Origin of the sequence: Actinoplanes sp. CA-030573 (genome assembly GCF_050951115.1) — a bacterium.
GTDB lineage: Bacteria > Actinomycetota > Actinomycetes > Mycobacteriales > Micromonosporaceae > Actinoplanes.
The window spans coordinates 9,945,218-9,959,397 of record NZ_CP192038.1; the positions used below are offsets into that span (position 1 = coordinate 9,945,218).

The following is a 14,180-nucleotide window of genomic DNA, read 5'->3' on the forward strand; positions in this document are numbered from 1 at the left end:
CCTCCGGCCGCCAGGCCTAGACGATCGCCATGTCGACGAAGCGGGACAGGTGCAGCTGCGCCGCCACGGTCACGGTGTCGGTCGGGCCGTTTCGGTGCTTGGCCACGATGAAGTCGGCCTCGCCCGCTCGCGGCGACTCCTTGTCGTAGTAGTCGTCACGGTGCAGCAGGATCACCACGTCGGCGTCCTGCTCGATCGAGCCCGACTCACGCAGGTCGGACAGCTGCGGCCGCTTGTCGGTTCGCTGCTCGGGACCACGGTTCAGCTGCGACACCGCGATGACCGGGCACTCGATCTCCTTGGCCAGCAGCTTGAGGCCACGGGACAGGTCGGCGACCTCCTGCTGGCGGCTCTCGGTGCGCTTCGGCGAGGTCATCAGCTGGAGGTAGTCGACGACCAGGAGCTTGAGGTTGTGCCGCTGTTTGAGCCGGCGCGCCTTGGCCCGGATCTCCATGAGGTTCATGCTCGGGGTGTCGTCGACGAAGATCGGGGCCTCGCTGATCTCGCCCATGCGGCGGGCCAGCTTGCTCCAGTCGTCGTCGGTGAGCTGACCCGAGCGCAGGACGTGCAGCGGCACCCGCGCCTCGGCCGAGAGCAGACGCATGACCATCTCGATCTTGCTCATTTCCAGCGAGAAGATGGCGCTGGCGCAGTTGCTGCGGATGGCCGCGTTACGGGCGAAGTCCATACTCACCGTGGACTTGCCCAGACCGGGTCGTCCGGCCACGATGATCAGCTGACCGGGGTGCAGGCCGTTGAGCAGGCGGTCCAGGTCGGAGAAGCCGGTCGGCACGCCGGTCATCACGCCGCCCTGGGCGCCGACCGCCTCGATCTCGTCGAGCGTCGGCTGCAGCATGTCGCCGAGGGCCGCGAAGTCTTCGCTCACCCGTTTCTCGGTGACGTCGTAGATCGCCTGCTGCGCCAGGTCGACGATGTCGTCGACGTCGCGTCCGCCGTTGCCGCCGGTGCCGTAGCCGAGCTGCACGATCTTGGTGCCGGCCTCGACCAGCCGCCGCAGGATCGCCCGCTCGGAGACGATCCGCGCGTAGTAAGAGGCGTTGGCCGCGGTCGGCACGCTCTCGATCAGCGTGTGCAGGTAGGGCACGCCGCCGATCCGCTGGAGGTCCCCGGCGTCGGCCAAGGCCGCGGCCACCGTCAGCGCATCGGCCGGCTCCCCCCGCCCGTACAGGTCGAGAATGATGTCGAAGATCGTGGCGTGCACCGGGCGGTAGAAGTCGTGCGGCTTGAGGATCTCGACGACGTCGGCGATCGCGTCCTTGGAGAGCAGCATGCCGCCGAGAACGCCCTGCTCGGCCGCCACGTCCTGCGGGGGGTTGCGATCGAAGCCGCCGCCACCGCCGCCCGGACCATCCCCGCGCGGTGGCCCACCGGCCGATTGCTGGGCTGGCGGCCGCGACTCCGGCCGTGCGTCGTCGGTGATCGACACCCGGACCCCCTCCGCTCGCCTACGTCTATCTCGTGATCCAACAGCCCGGGTACGACACTTTTGGCTGATCCCGCCGCCAAGATCCCAAAAAAATATCGGATCCCGTACGCGTGAGGAGGCCCCACTCTACGAACAGCCCCACCACCAGCCCAAGCGCGCCGGTGGACGAGTCTCGGGACAACCTGTGGACATCTGGCCCCAGCCTGTGGGCGGCCCTGTGCACAGCCTGTGCACAACTCTTGTGAACGAAATCTGGTGTGCCTTCTCCAGCAGGAACAACGTCGTCAACAGCTGTGGAGGGAGAAAAAGCTGCCGCCCGTGAGCAAGCCATCGCCCGGAGGCGTTGCGGTTCGGTCGCTTGCACGTCACGCTTTCTGGGTGGACCAACGGGAATGGGACTACGGCGCCCGCATGCCGCGCGACCGTCGCGCGGCGCAGCCGTATCCCACTCATGGTCCGGAGCGCACCGATTTCACCGAGGCTGAGCCGAAATGGGCGTCGCTGACCGACACCGGCAGCATGGAGCCCAGCCCCGAGGCCCTGGCCTGGCAGCGCCGCGCCGATCAGTGGGCGCAGCAGTCGGAGTCCGACTCCCAATCGGTCGAGCCGGCCAGCCGCTGGTCCGAGGTGGCCTCGACGGGCCGGCCGACGTTCCCGGCCGACGGCGTGGGCTGGCGGTCCGAGACGGCCGAGTGGCGGGCCACCGGCGCACGCTGGCGGCAGACCACCGAGTGGCGCTCGACGACCGGCTCGCACGGCTGGCGCTCCACCACCGAGGCGTGGCAGACCGGCGGCAGCGACTCGTACAACCCGCCGGTCGAGACGCCCACCTCCCAGCCGGCGATCTCGAGCACGGCCTGGTCCCCGTCCGACACGCCGGCCGAGGAGCCGCGCCCCGCGTGGCAGCAGTTCACCGCGCCCGCGGCACCCTGGGAGCAGCAACAGCAGTCCGCCCCGAGCTGGCAGCAGCCGTCGCAGCGCCCGCCGGCCGAGAGCTCATCGTCCTGGCAGCAGCTGGTCGACTCGGGCTCGGAGCGGCCCGCGTGGGGCGCGACCGAGCGCCCGTCCTGGCAGCGCGACGCCATCGACGGCACCGCGACCTGGAGTGATCCCGGTTCCGCGGGCAGCTCGACCAAGGGCGCCGACTCCATGTCGAGCTGGCTGCGCATGGAGGATCCGGCCGAGACGCCGAGCTGGCAGACTTCCCGCGACGACGGGCGCCACCTGGTGCGCGAGGACGATCGCGCGGCGTGGCGGCAGAATTCGGACCAGGGTGGTGCGTCACCCTCGGTCGGCCGGCGTCGCGCTCCCGAGGGCGGTACGGGTTGGGGCAGCCAGTCCGACCCCGACAATTGGGCCGGTCACACCGACACGGGCAACATCCCTCTCTTCAGCGACCCCGCCACGCCTTCATGGGCGAGTCCCGACGCCGGCTCCGGCCTCCACGATGGCTCCGCGGGCCGCCGCGAGCTTCCTTCCAGCCCGTACGACGAAAGCCCGTCCCGCCGCTCGCGGCACGACGAGGGCATCGCCCGCAGCGCCTCGGCCGCGATGCCGCTGAGCTACGACACCCGCCCGTCCGGCGGTCACGCGGCCGACCCGCCGTCGTCCCCGCGCCGCGGTCGCTACGCCGACGAGCCCCCCGCGGTCGAGATCCCGCGCGGCTCCGATCCCGCCACCGGCGGTTTCGGCCGGAGTGCCGGCTACGGCACCGAGCCACCCACCACCAGTTTCGGCCGCGGCGCGGCGCCCGCCTACCCCGACACCCCGTCGTCGGCGTCCGGCTTCGGGCGGGGCACGAGCTACACCGACCCGCAGCCGGCTTCCAATTTCGGCCGGGGCGCCGAGCCGCCGGCCGCGGCGCCGACCACCGGTTACGGCCGCGTCGCCGAGCCGCCCGCCGCGTCACCGACCACGGGTTACGGCCGCGTCGCCGAGCCACCGGCCGCCGCACCCACCACCGGCTTCGGCCGCGGCGCCGAGCAGGGCGGTCCCGGGTTCGGGCGTGGCGAGCGACGTGGCCGCGGCGGTGAGCAGCCGACCACGAGCTTCAGCCGCGTCGAGGAACCTCCCGCATCGGCGCCGACGACCGGCTTCGGCCGGGGCGCCGCACCGGCCTATCCCACCGGACAGCCCGGCGTCGGCCGCCGGCGCAGCCGCGCCGAGAACGAGCCGGCTCGCGGCCCCGAGCCCGATCGCTTCGCCGAGGACGGCCGGGGCGTCGGTGAAACCGGTATTCGGAGCGCGCCCGGCGGTGGCCGTCGTGCCCGTCCCGAGGGCCCGTCCCGCCCGTCCGGGCGAGGCAAGGCCCGCTACCACGAGGTCGACGACGACTGGCGTGAGCACACCGGCTCGTGGGCGGCCGAGCCCGACACCAGCAGCTGGGTGCGCGACCCCGACACCGGCCAGTGGAGCCGTTCCGAAGACGACCCCCGCGTGCAGGCTTGGCGCGAGGAGGCGGCCCGCCGCGAGGCGATGAACCACACGCAGGGCGCGCGTCGCGAGCTCCCCGCCGGCCCCGCGAAGCCCGAGCCGCCCCACCCCGCCCCCGACGACGACTGGCGCGGCGACCCGTCCAGCTCCCCGCGCAGCGCCATGCCCGCCTCTCCGCGCAGCGCGATGCCGGCCTCCCCCTCCAGCTCGCCGCGCAGCGCGATGCCCGCCTCCCCGCCGAGCGCCATGCCCGCCTCCCCGCGCAGCGCGATGCCGGCCTCCCCGCGCAGCGCCATGCCGGCCTCCCCGCGCAGCGGCATGCCCGCCTCGCCCCGCAGCGCGACCCCGTATGGCGCCGACGACTCCTACCCGAGCGCGCCCCGCAGCGGCACACCATATGGCACGCCGCGCCGTGAGCTGCCCAGCGGCCGCGCCCGCGCCGACGAGACCGCGTTCGGCGCGGCCCCGACGAGCGGCCCGACCTACGGCCCCGGCGGCCCGTCCTACGGCGGCGGAACCTACGGCGGCCCCGCAGGCAACTACGGCGGCCCCGCCGAGACGACCTACGGCGGCGCGGCAGAGACCTACGGCGGCGCATCGGAGACCTACGGCGGTGGCGCGGCGGATCCCGCATACAGGCCGGCGCGACGCGCGCTCCCGAGCGGCCCGGCCCGCCCGGACGAGCCGAGCGACTATCCCCGCGGCGACAACCCCTACGGCGACGGCCCGGCTCCGCGCAACGGCACGCCCTACGGCGACGGTCCAGGTCCGCGCGCCGGCGGCCCCTACGGCGACGGCCCGGCTCCGCGCAGCGGCACGCCCTACGGCGACGGCGGCGCGGCCGACTATCGCGGCGGCGGTCGTCGTCGCGCTGAGGAGGGCGGCGAGCCGGGCGGCCGGCGGCGCGCCGCGCCCGAGGGCGGTTACGACCCTTCTCCGAGCACCGATAGCTGGCGCCGCGAGCTCGACGCCGGACCGGGTCGAGGAACGCGCGGCACCGGAGCGGCACCCTGGTCCGGCGGCGGCGCACCCGCCGGCGCATCCTGGTCCAGCGGCCCCTCCGCCGGCGCATCCTGGACCGAGGATGCTCCCACCAGCGGATCCTGGACCGGCGGCCCATCCGCCAACGGATCGTGGAACGGCAACCCCTCCGCCAGCGCATCGTGGACCGCCGGCGCGCCCGCCGACGCGCGGCCAACCGGGGACTGGCGGCTCGAGTTTGCCGAGCGTCCCGAGGGTGACGGGCACGGCTCGGCGACCTATCGCGAGGGCCGCGGCGACGACTGGCGCCGGGATCTCTCCGACAGCAGCAACCTCGCCGAGGGCGAGTCCCGACGATTTGGCACCTCGGATTACGTGCCCTTTCGGCCCAGCGGGGCCGCATCGGTCCCGCGAGCGTCGAACCTATCGATGACCTCCACGTCGCTGATCTCGCCGGTTCCCCGCGAGCAGCGCGACCCGATGGTGCGCCCCCAGCGCACCGGTGGCGGATTCCAGCAGAGCGCGACCGGTTCCTACGAACGCCGCCCGGTCACCGGCGGTTTCCCGACGAGCCGGAGGAGCGACCTGCTCGATCCGGACGACGAGGAGGATGATCAGGACACCGGCGGCCCTCTCGCCGCGATCGGCTACACCGTCATCTGGTACGGCGTACCCATTGTCCTCTTTGTCGTGTACATGCTCGTGGTCAACACCGGCTCGCAGTCCCACGCGCTCGACACACTGGCCAAGGCGGCCCCGCAGTTCCTGATCTCACTCGTGCTCAGCGTGATCGTCGCCCTCGGTCTGCGAAAGTTCAGCAGCTCGTGGAAGGCCATCAGCGTCGGCCTGGCCGCGGCCGTGGTCGGCGGCGGACTGGCCACAGTGCTCAGTTCGGCCATCACCGGCAACAGCCTCAGCTGACATCCGAGCCGGGAGATATCCGGAACGCGAAACGGCGCGCCAGGCCGAAGCCCAGCGCGCCGTCCGACGCGTCAGAAACGCACTTACTTGGCGGCCACCACGTTCACCGGGAACGTCGCGGTCACCTCGGGGTGGAGCTTGACCTGGACGTTGTACGCGCCCGTGGTCTTGATGTGGCCCGGCAGCTCGAGGCGGCGCCGGTCCAGCGACGGACCGCCGGCGGCCTTGACCGCGTCGACGATCTCGGCCGGGGTGATCGAGCCGAACAGGCGGCCACCGTTGCCGGAACGCGCCGACAGCGTGACCTTGAGGCCGGCCAGCTGGCCCTTAACCTCGTTGGCCTGGCCCAGGTCGCGGATCTCACGAGCCTCGCGGGCCCGCTTGATCACGGCAACCTGCTTCTCGCCGCCCTTGGTCCACGGGATCGCGAACCCCTGCGGGAGCAGGTAGTTGCGGCCGTAGCCGTTCTTGACCTCGACGACGTCGCCGGGCGTGCCCAGACCGGACACTTCCTGGGTGAGGATGATCTTCATGTCGCGGATCCCCCTCAGCGCGCCGTCGCCGTGTACGGCAGGAGCGCCATCTCGCGGGCGTTCTTGACCGCGCGGGCGATCTGCCGCTGCTGCTGGGAGGTCACCCCGGTGACGCGGCGGGCACGGATCTTGCCCCGGTCGGAGATGAACTTGCGCAGCAGCGCGGTGTCCTTGTAGTCGATGTAGGTGATCCCGTCCTTGTCGAGCGGGTTCACCTTCTTCTTCGGCTTGCGCAGTGCCGCAGCCTTAGCCATTGCTCTTACTCCTGAACTCGTTGCAGCCCGTCCGGGCTAGAAGGGAGGCTCGTCGTCGAACGAGGAGTTTCCGCCGCCACCGCCGGAGCGGGAGCCGCCGGAAGCCGGAGCGGCCGTAGCCCACGGGTCGTCGAAGTTGCCTCCGCCGCCACCGCTGGACTGCCGGTTACCGCCACCACCGCCGTTGGAGGCGCCGAAGCCGCCGCCACCGCCACCGCCGGAGCGGCTCATCCGCTGCACCTTCGCCGTGGCGTACCGCAGCGACGGGCCGATCTCGTCGACCTCGAGCTCGTAGACGGTGCGCTTCTCTCCCTCGCGGGTCTCGTAAGACCGCTGGCGCAGCCGGCCCTGCACGATCACCCGAGCGCCGCGCTGCAGCGACTCGGCGACGTGCTCGGCGGCGTCGCGCCAGATGTTGCACGCAAGGAACAGTGGCTCGCCGTCTTTCCACTCGCCCGACTGCCGGTCCAGAGTGCGCGGCGTGGACGCGATGCGGAACTTGGCAACCGCCGCACCCGAAGGGGTGAAGCGCAGCTCGGGGTCGTCGGTGAGGTTACCGACGACCGTGATAACGGTTTCTCCTGCCATGATCTACTCCTCGCCGCTTTTCTCGTTCGTAGGAGGCTCTCATCACCCCCTGACAAAAACGAGGGTCAGCGGGTCTCGGGCCGAATGACCTTGGTACGCAGGATGGACTCGTTGAGCCGCAGCTGACGGTCCAGCTCGGCGACGGCCTCGGGGGTCGCCTGAAGGTCGACGACGGCGTAGATGCCCTCGGCCTTCTTGTTGATCTCGAACGAGAGCCGGCGACGGCCCCAGACGTCGAGCTTCTCCACCGAGCCACCCGCGGTCCTGATCACGTTCAGGTACTGATCGAGCGACGGGGCGACGGTGCGCTCCTCGAGCGAAGGATCGAGGATCACCATGAGTTCGTAATGACGCAAGACGTTCTCACCTCCTGTGGGCTGAGCGGCCACGGTCTCTCCGTGGCAGGAGGTCTTGTGTCGATCGCATCGAAAGCCGTGGGTCGGTATGCCCACGGCCTCCGCACTGCGAACCGAGCAAGCATACCCAGGCGGGTCGACCTGCCCAAATCCGGCCGAGGCCGGTTGTGGAGACGAAGAAAGAGGACCCCATCGGCGGACGGGATCCTCTTTCTTTCGGGAGCCGCGGGGCGTCCGTTCCGCTTTCGCTGGGTGGGACCTGGGGAGGAACGACCACACCGATGAGGTTGGACGCGGCCGCCCCGCGGAGCTTGTTGACAACCATCTTACGCCACTTTAGCCCGATTTGCACGCTGCGACACGATTGCCCGAATCGCGGCGGCGCCGACACCCATCACGCACACTGCCGCGATCACTCCCAGCAGGCCCACCGGCGCGGTCTGGCGCATCGGGGTCATCGCGGCCACCGGCTCGGCCGCGGCGATCTCCGTCGGGGGCGGGGTGGCTGCCGCCGGCGCGGCGTCCGGGGTGGCTTGCGCAAGATCCAGCGGAGGTACGCCGGGGATGAGCGCCTTGCGATCGCCGGGCGGCATGCCCGCGAACGCCGGGACGGTGCTTCCCGGCGTACCGGCGCTGGTTTTGCTCTTGACCCTCGCGGCGCCGCCACCCTGCGGCATGGCCTGCGCCGCGGTCGCCGCCGCCTGGCTCACCGTCGACGTGCGCAAGGTCGACGCCGGAGCCCGCACCCCCGCATGGCCCGTCGCCGGCGTCAGCCGGGAGGAATGCGTCGCCGGCGCCGCGCCAGCCAGCGTCGAGACCGACGTGGAGCCAGACGGACCGGCCGCCGAGCCCGACGGCGTGGCGGCCGCCGAGTCGCCGCCCGAGGGCACCGGGATCGGGTCCGGCATCGCGGCCGAGGCCGACGGCGAGGCGGTGACCATGACCGGCGAGGAGTCGTCGTCCCCGAGCGTGCAGTTTGGCTTGAGCAGCACCGACGTGGTGCCCCGGCGGAACACGACCTCGGTCGCCGCATCGTCCGGAAGCGTCCCCTTGCTCTGGCCGCTGAGCAGCAGGCGGGCGCTGTAACCGGTGCGGTTGACCACGCGGATCGTGCTCTCCGCCGGAACGACCATGCTCTCGATGTCGGGCTGCGAGCGGCAGGACAGGCCGAGCATGCCGCCGCCGTCGAAGGTCACCTGCCGGCCGCCCTCGTCGAGCAGGTCGGTCTGCTCGGCGCTGGCCGTCCCGTTCGTCAGCAGCGGCGCCCCGAATATCAGTCCGCCCAGCACGAACGCCGTGACCCGGTATCGGAACTGCCGCGACATGCACATCTCCCAGTTCGGTGGTCGTTCGGCGAGGCGCACATCCGCATACATCCGGCGTGCCGGTCGTCACCGGCGTAAATGGCCTCGATTGGGGCTAACGACGCCCAGCCGGACGCGGTGACGCGCGGCAAAAGCGTCGTACCCGCGTCGTAGGCTCGTCCCATGCGCATCGGAGCCCATGTCGATCCCGCCGACCCCCTGCACGCGGCACGTGAACGCGGGGCCGACGCCGTGCAGTTCTTCCTGACCGACCCGCAGGGTTACAAATCGCCCAAACCGCGTGAGGACGCCGCGGCCCTGCGGGAGTCCGAGGTGGACATCTACATCCACGCGCCCTACATCGTGAACGTGGCGTCGCCCAACAACCGCATCCGCATCCCCAGCCGCAAGCTGCTCATGGCGCATGCCAAGGCGGCGGCCGAGCTCGGGGCGAAAGGGCTGATCGTGCACGGCGGCCACGTCGGCAAGGACGCCGATCTCGAGGCCGGCTTCGAGAACTGGCGCAAGGCCTTCGAGTACGCGGAGTCCGACGGCGGCCTGCCGCTGCCGATCCTGATCGAGAACACGGCCGGCGGCGACAACGCCTGCGCCCGCCGCTTCGACGACCTGGCCCGGCTGTGGGACGCGGTCGGCAGCTTCGGTGCCGGGTTCTGCCTGGACACCTGCCACGCGTTCGCGGGCGGCGAAGATCTGACCGGCATCGTCGACCGGGTGAAGGCGATCACCGGCCGGATCGACCTCATTCATGCGAACGACTCGAAGGGCGGCTTCGACTCCGGCCAGGACCGGCACGACAACCTGGGTAGTGGCAAGATCGACCCGGAACTGGTGGTGGCCGCGATCCGGGCGGCCGGCGCGCCGGCCGTCGTCGAGACGCCGGGCGGCGTCGAGGGTCAGACCGCCGACATCGCCCTCCTGCGGGAGCGCGCGGGCCGCTGACGGGGCGGGCCGAGCCAGCCGGTACTTGGGGAGGACCATGACCACCGACCAGCCGAAGCAGTCCGCGGCCGACGCCTCGCCCTCGGCGTCGCGCACGCCGGGTGCGGAGGCGGAGGCGGCGCGCCCCGGCCCGGACGCGGCGGCCGAGGTCCCGGGCTCGGCCGGTACGCCGGCCGCGGGGTCAGCTGGTCGCGCACCCCGCGCTGAGCCGACGGCCCAGGTGCAGCCGGCGGCGAAGCCGGTCACGGAGGCGCAGACAGTGGCCAAGCCCGTCACGGAGGCTGAGCCCGCGGTCACGCTGCCGGTCGCCGACGTTCGGCAGGCGGCGACGCCGGTCACCGAGGCGCAGCGGGCCGCCGCGATGGCGAGTCCGCCGACGGTGGTTCAGCCGGTCGTGGCCGACGAGCCGGCCGCCGCCCCCGCTACCGGGTGGCGGCGGTTCTTCCGCATCGGGAAGAAGGCGCCGGCCCGGGAGCTGGCAATGGTCGGAGCGGCGGTGGCGACTCCCCCAACGGCCCCGCACCCGCCCGAAGTGTCGGATTCCGCCGTTGATGGTGATATCGCTCCACAAGCGACTTCGCCTGCCTTGAAGATCAAGGAGCCGCTGCCCAGCTCGCGACCCGCCGACGCGCCGCCCGACCCGTGGACCGCCTTCGCCACCACGCCGGAACGTGGCCCGGGGCGGATCCGGCGGGCGACCCGCGCTCTCGGGCGGGCGCTGATCCACGAGTACGCCCTGGTCACGTACATCGCCATCGCTCTTGCCGTCGGGATGACCTGGCCCACCCTGCAATATCCGCTGCACACGCTCCCGCAAGATCTCGGCGACCCCGCGCGCCAGGCCTGGCAGATCGCCTGGAGCGGCCACATCCTGCTCACCGATCCGGTCAAGCTATGGCAATCCAACGCTTACTTCCCACAACCCAACAGCTTCGCGTACGGCGACAGCCTGCTCGGTTATGCGCCGGCCGGCATGATCGGCACCGGCCCCCTCGCCGCCGTCCTGCGCTACAACATTCTCTTCGTGCTCGCCCACGCGCTGCTGTTGATCGGCGCCTACGCCCTGGTCCGGCAACTGGGCGCGGGTCGCACGGGCGCCGCCGTGGCCGCCGTCGCGTTCGCCTACGCGCCGTGGCGTCTCGCCCAGGAGGGCCACCTCGACATCATCTCGGCCGGTGGCATCCCACTCGCCCTCGCCATGATCGCGCGCGGGCACGGCTGGTCGATGCGGCGCGGCTTCCGGCGCGGCAAACGCCATGCCGGCTGGGCCGCCGCCGGCTGGATCGTCGCGGCCTGGCAGGTCAGCCTCGGCTTCTCGCTCGGCCTGCCGTTCCTCGGCGTGCTCGGCCTGATCCTGCTGGTGATGCTGATCCGGGTGCCGATCCGCTGGTGGCGGCGGCCGGCCGAGCGCCCGGTGCTGGGCTGGCGCCTGCTGACCACGGACATCATCGGCCCGCTGATCGTGGCCGGCACGGCCGCCGTGATCGCCTTGCCGTACCGGAAGACCGGGACCGCCGCCACCGCCACCGCCGAGATCAAGTTCTTCTCGCCGCCCCTGCGCAGCCTGCTGATCGGGCCGGCCGAGTCTCGGCTGTGGGGCGGGCCGCACCAGGTGCCGCGCTCGTCGCTGCCGTGGCCGGCCGAGATGTCGCTGCTGCCGGGCTTCGTGCTCTACGCGCTGGCGCTGGCCGGTCTGGCCTTCTCGATCTGGACGCTGTGGCAACGGCTGTTCCTGCTGGCCGGGCTGGCCGTCACCACGATCCTGACGCTGGGCGCCAGCTTCTTCGCCGGCCGATGGACGTACCTTCCGCTCTTCGGTCACCTGCCCGCCTCGCTGGGAACCCGCATTCCCGGCCGCCTGATGCTCTGGGTGACCCTGCTGCTGGCGATCCTGGCCGCCGGGGCGGTCGCCGAGTTCGTGAGGCGCGCCGATCACTGGGCCGAGCACCGCATTCCGCCGTGGCCCGGCCCGTGGCTGCGGTCGGCCACGCTCGTGCCGCTGGTCCTGGTGCTGCTCGAGGGCTGGAACGCGACCGCGCACCCGGTGGTGCCGGCCCAGCCGAGCGCCATGCGGACGGTGACCGGCCCGATGCTGGTGCTGCCGACCGGGGACACGACCGACCAGATGGTGATGCTCTGGTCGACCACCCGCTTCCAGCAGATCGCGAACGGCTCGGGCGGCTTCGCCGCGGTCCACCAGGCCGTCATGCGGCGCACCGTCGAGAGCTTCCCCGACAGCACGAGCATCGAGTACCTGCGCTCCCAGGGCGTGACCACCGTCCTGCTGCTGCGCGACTACGTGACCGGCACCCCGTGGGAACGCGCGGGCGACGTCCCAGTCGACTCGCTGGGCATCTCCCGCGAAGACCTGGACGACGCGGTGCTGTTCCGCCTGTCGCAGCCCGCCCAGCCGGCGAACCCGGCCCAGCCCGGCGCGGTCACGCCGACCCAGCCCGGCACCCTCCCGGGAACGGGCATCGACCCCGGGACCGGCACGCTACCCGGCACAGGCACCCAGCCGGGGACGGGCGTCCAGCCGGGAACGGGCGTCCAGCCCGGGACGGGCGTGCAGCCCGGGACGGGCGTCCAGCCGGGCACGGGCGTCCAGCCGGGGACCGGCGTGCAGCCGGGCACGGGCGTCCAGCCGGGGACCGGCGTGCAGCCGGGCGGCACCCTACCGGCCGACCCCAACCAGCCGGTCGCTCCGGGCCAGCAGCGCGAGGTTCCGAATCTCGTCGCGCAACCGGCGCCGTAAAGAGCTTCGCGTGTGACGGTCGCGTCGGGCTCGGGCTTCGTGCCCGGCTCCGGGCCGCTACTCCAGCCCCGCTACGTCGTGGCCGCTACGTTGTGGCCGGCTCCGGCGATGACGACGACTCGGATGCCGGCGCTGCCGTCCTGTCGATGCGGAACGCCTGCCGCAGGCGGTCGACGAAGCGCTGGTCCGGCGCGTTCAGGTAGCCGCCGTCCGGGTCCTCGTCCTGGTAGGTCTGGCGCACCACGTCGAGCTCCGGCCGCCAGATCTCGCGGATCACGAAACCGCACAGCACCGCCACGGTGATGATGCGCAAGGTCGCGGCCAGCACGAACGTGCCCTCCGGGATGACCGGCTTGCCGCCGGCGCCGAGCAGCTCGGCGTAGAAGGCGGTGAAGTAGCCGAACTCGGCGACGGTCCAGGCGATGATCGCGCCCCACCGCGGGCGCGCCAGCACGATCAGCGGGAGCAGCCAGAGGACGTACTGCTGAGACCAGACCTTGCTGAACAGCAGGAACGCCGCGACCACCAGGAACGCGAGCTGGGAGAGGCGCGGGCGCTTCGGCGCGACCAACGCGAGCGCGGCGATGGCGACACAGGCGAGACCGAAGAGACCGTACGTGATGATGTTCAGTGTCGGCACGTGGTTGCTGAGCCATTGGAACGGCCCTTGATCACCGCTGCCCCCGCTGTGCCACTTGCCGTCGAGGTACCGGCCGACGTACCAGAGCGTGCCCCAGTCGATCGGGCGCTCGCTGTTGAGCTGGAAGAAGCGCAGCCAGCTGTCGTGGTAGAGCAGCCAGACCGGGAAGTTGACCAGGATCCATGAGCCGGCCGTCCCGAGGAAGGCCCAGAACCACTTGTCGATCGTCTTCGACCGCACCGCCAGCACCAGCAGCGGCCCGAGGATGAACAACGGCCACAGCTTGGCCGCGGCGCCCAGGCCGAAGAAGATGCCGGCCCAGAGTGGATGCCGTTTGGCCCACAGGTAGAGGCCGATCGCGGCCAGCCCGATGGCCAGGAAGTCCCAGTTCACGGTGGCCGTGAAGAAGATGATCGGGGAGAGCGCGAAGATCGCCGCGTCCCACGGCCGTCGTCGTCGCAGCGCCAGGATCACGGCCGCGGTGACGACCGCCAGCGCCGAGAGCACCAGGGCGTTGGTGTTGTAGAACCACTGGCCCTGGTTGATGTTCGGGTGCTTGACCCCGTACGCGTGGACCGGCAGCCCGAGCGCGCCCATGAAGTAGCCGGTGACGACCGGGTACTCCACCGCATGGTCCTTGTACGGGACCTGACCCTCGTTGAGTCCCTCGGCGTAGTACAGCGCCAGCACGTCGGTGTAGCAGAACCGGGTGTACTGGATGTTCTTCTGCCAGTCACCGGTCTGGCACGGCGACTTCTGCACCCAGGAGAACGCGAGCGTGATGCAGGTCAGCGCAAGGATGATCCGCGCCGCGGTCCAGAACCGCCCCGGCCTCGCCTCCGGCCGCACCGCGTGACTGCCCAGCGGCCCACCGATCGCCTCGGAGAGACCTCGCACGAAACCGTCACTGGTCGCCTGAGCGGTCGGCGGTGCTGCGGGGCGATCGACGTCCTCGGACGGATGCGTGCTCATGACAACGCATCATGCCGCATCCGGCACCAAACGTCG

The 14,180-nt window shown here is 71.7% G+C and carries 10 protein-coding genes; 3 read left to right on the forward strand and 7 right to left on the reverse strand.

Annotation, left to right across the window (positions count from 1 at the left end; genetic code table 11):
- Nucleotides 1–16 precede the first annotated feature (16 nt).
- Nucleotides 17–1,447, reverse strand: coding sequence for a replicative DNA helicase (gene dnaB / locus ACQP2F_RS46225; protein ID WP_433299455.1), 1,431 nt, complete (start codon nucleotides 1,445–1,447; stop codon nucleotides 17–19).
- 378 nt (nucleotides 1,448–1,825) lie between these two features.
- Between dnaB and ACQP2F_RS46230 the strand changes: the two genes are divergently transcribed.
- Nucleotides 1,826–5,782, forward strand: a complete 3,957-nt coding sequence (locus tag ACQP2F_RS46230; RefSeq protein ID WP_433299457.1) for a hypothetical protein — start codon at nucleotides 1,826–1,828, stop codon at nucleotides 5,780–5,782.
- A gap of 83 nt (nucleotides 5,783–5,865) precedes the next feature.
- On the opposite strand, the gene rplI is transcribed toward ACQP2F_RS46230, so the two are convergent.
- The 5 genes from rplI to ACQP2F_RS46255 form a co-directional block, all read right to left on the reverse strand.
- Nucleotides 5,866–6,315, reverse strand: a complete 450-nt coding sequence (rplI, locus tag ACQP2F_RS46235) for a 50S ribosomal protein L9 (protein ID WP_433299459.1) — start codon at nucleotides 6,313–6,315, stop codon at nucleotides 5,866–5,868.
- Between the two features lie 14 nt (nucleotides 6,316–6,329).
- Complete coding sequence (gene rpsR / locus ACQP2F_RS46240) at nucleotides 6,330–6,569, reverse strand: 30S ribosomal protein S18 (RefSeq protein ID WP_007073789.1); 240 nt, start codon at nucleotides 6,567–6,569, stop codon at nucleotides 6,330–6,332.
- Between the two features lie 36 nt (nucleotides 6,570–6,605).
- Nucleotides 6,606–7,157 carry a single-stranded DNA-binding protein gene (locus tag ACQP2F_RS46245; RefSeq protein WP_433299461.1) on the reverse strand — a complete coding sequence of 184 codons (552 nt, stop codon included), beginning with the start codon at nucleotides 7,155–7,157 and terminating at the stop codon, nucleotides 6,606–6,608.
- Nucleotides 7,158–7,222: 65 nt separating this feature from the next.
- Nucleotides 7,223–7,513: a 30S ribosomal protein S6 gene (rpsF, locus tag ACQP2F_RS46250; protein ID WP_014448192.1), complete on the reverse strand. Its 291-nt coding sequence runs from the start codon at nucleotides 7,511–7,513 to the stop codon at nucleotides 7,223–7,225.
- Between the two features lie 326 nt (nucleotides 7,514–7,839).
- The gene (locus tag ACQP2F_RS46255) at nucleotides 7,840–8,838 is read right to left on the reverse strand and encodes a hypothetical protein (protein WP_433299464.1); all 999 of its coding nucleotides are present in this window, start codon (nucleotides 8,836–8,838) and stop codon (nucleotides 7,840–7,842) included.
- A gap of 162 nt (nucleotides 8,839–9,000) precedes the next feature.
- Here ACQP2F_RS46255 and ACQP2F_RS46260 point away from each other — a divergent pair, with 162 nt between their 5' ends.
- Together ACQP2F_RS46260 and ACQP2F_RS46265 are read left to right on the forward strand one after the other, a co-directional pair.
- Nucleotides 9,001–9,777, forward strand: coding sequence for a deoxyribonuclease IV (locus ACQP2F_RS46260; protein WP_433299466.1), 777 nt, complete (start codon nucleotides 9,001–9,003; stop codon nucleotides 9,775–9,777).
- 37 nt (nucleotides 9,778–9,814) lie between these two features.
- Nucleotides 9,815–12,532 carry a hypothetical protein gene (locus ACQP2F_RS46265; protein WP_433299468.1) on the forward strand — a complete coding sequence of 906 codons (2,718 nt, stop codon included), beginning with the start codon at nucleotides 9,815–9,817 and terminating at the stop codon, nucleotides 12,530–12,532.
- An 85-nt stretch (nucleotides 12,533–12,617) separates the two neighbouring features.
- Here the strand turns inward: ACQP2F_RS46265 and ACQP2F_RS46270 are convergent, their stop codons facing one another.
- Complete coding sequence (locus ACQP2F_RS46270) at nucleotides 12,618–14,144, reverse strand: glycosyltransferase family 87 protein (RefSeq protein ID WP_433299470.1); 1,527 nt, start codon at nucleotides 14,142–14,144, stop codon at nucleotides 12,618–12,620.
- Between the last annotated feature and the right edge of the window lie 36 nt (nucleotides 14,145–14,180).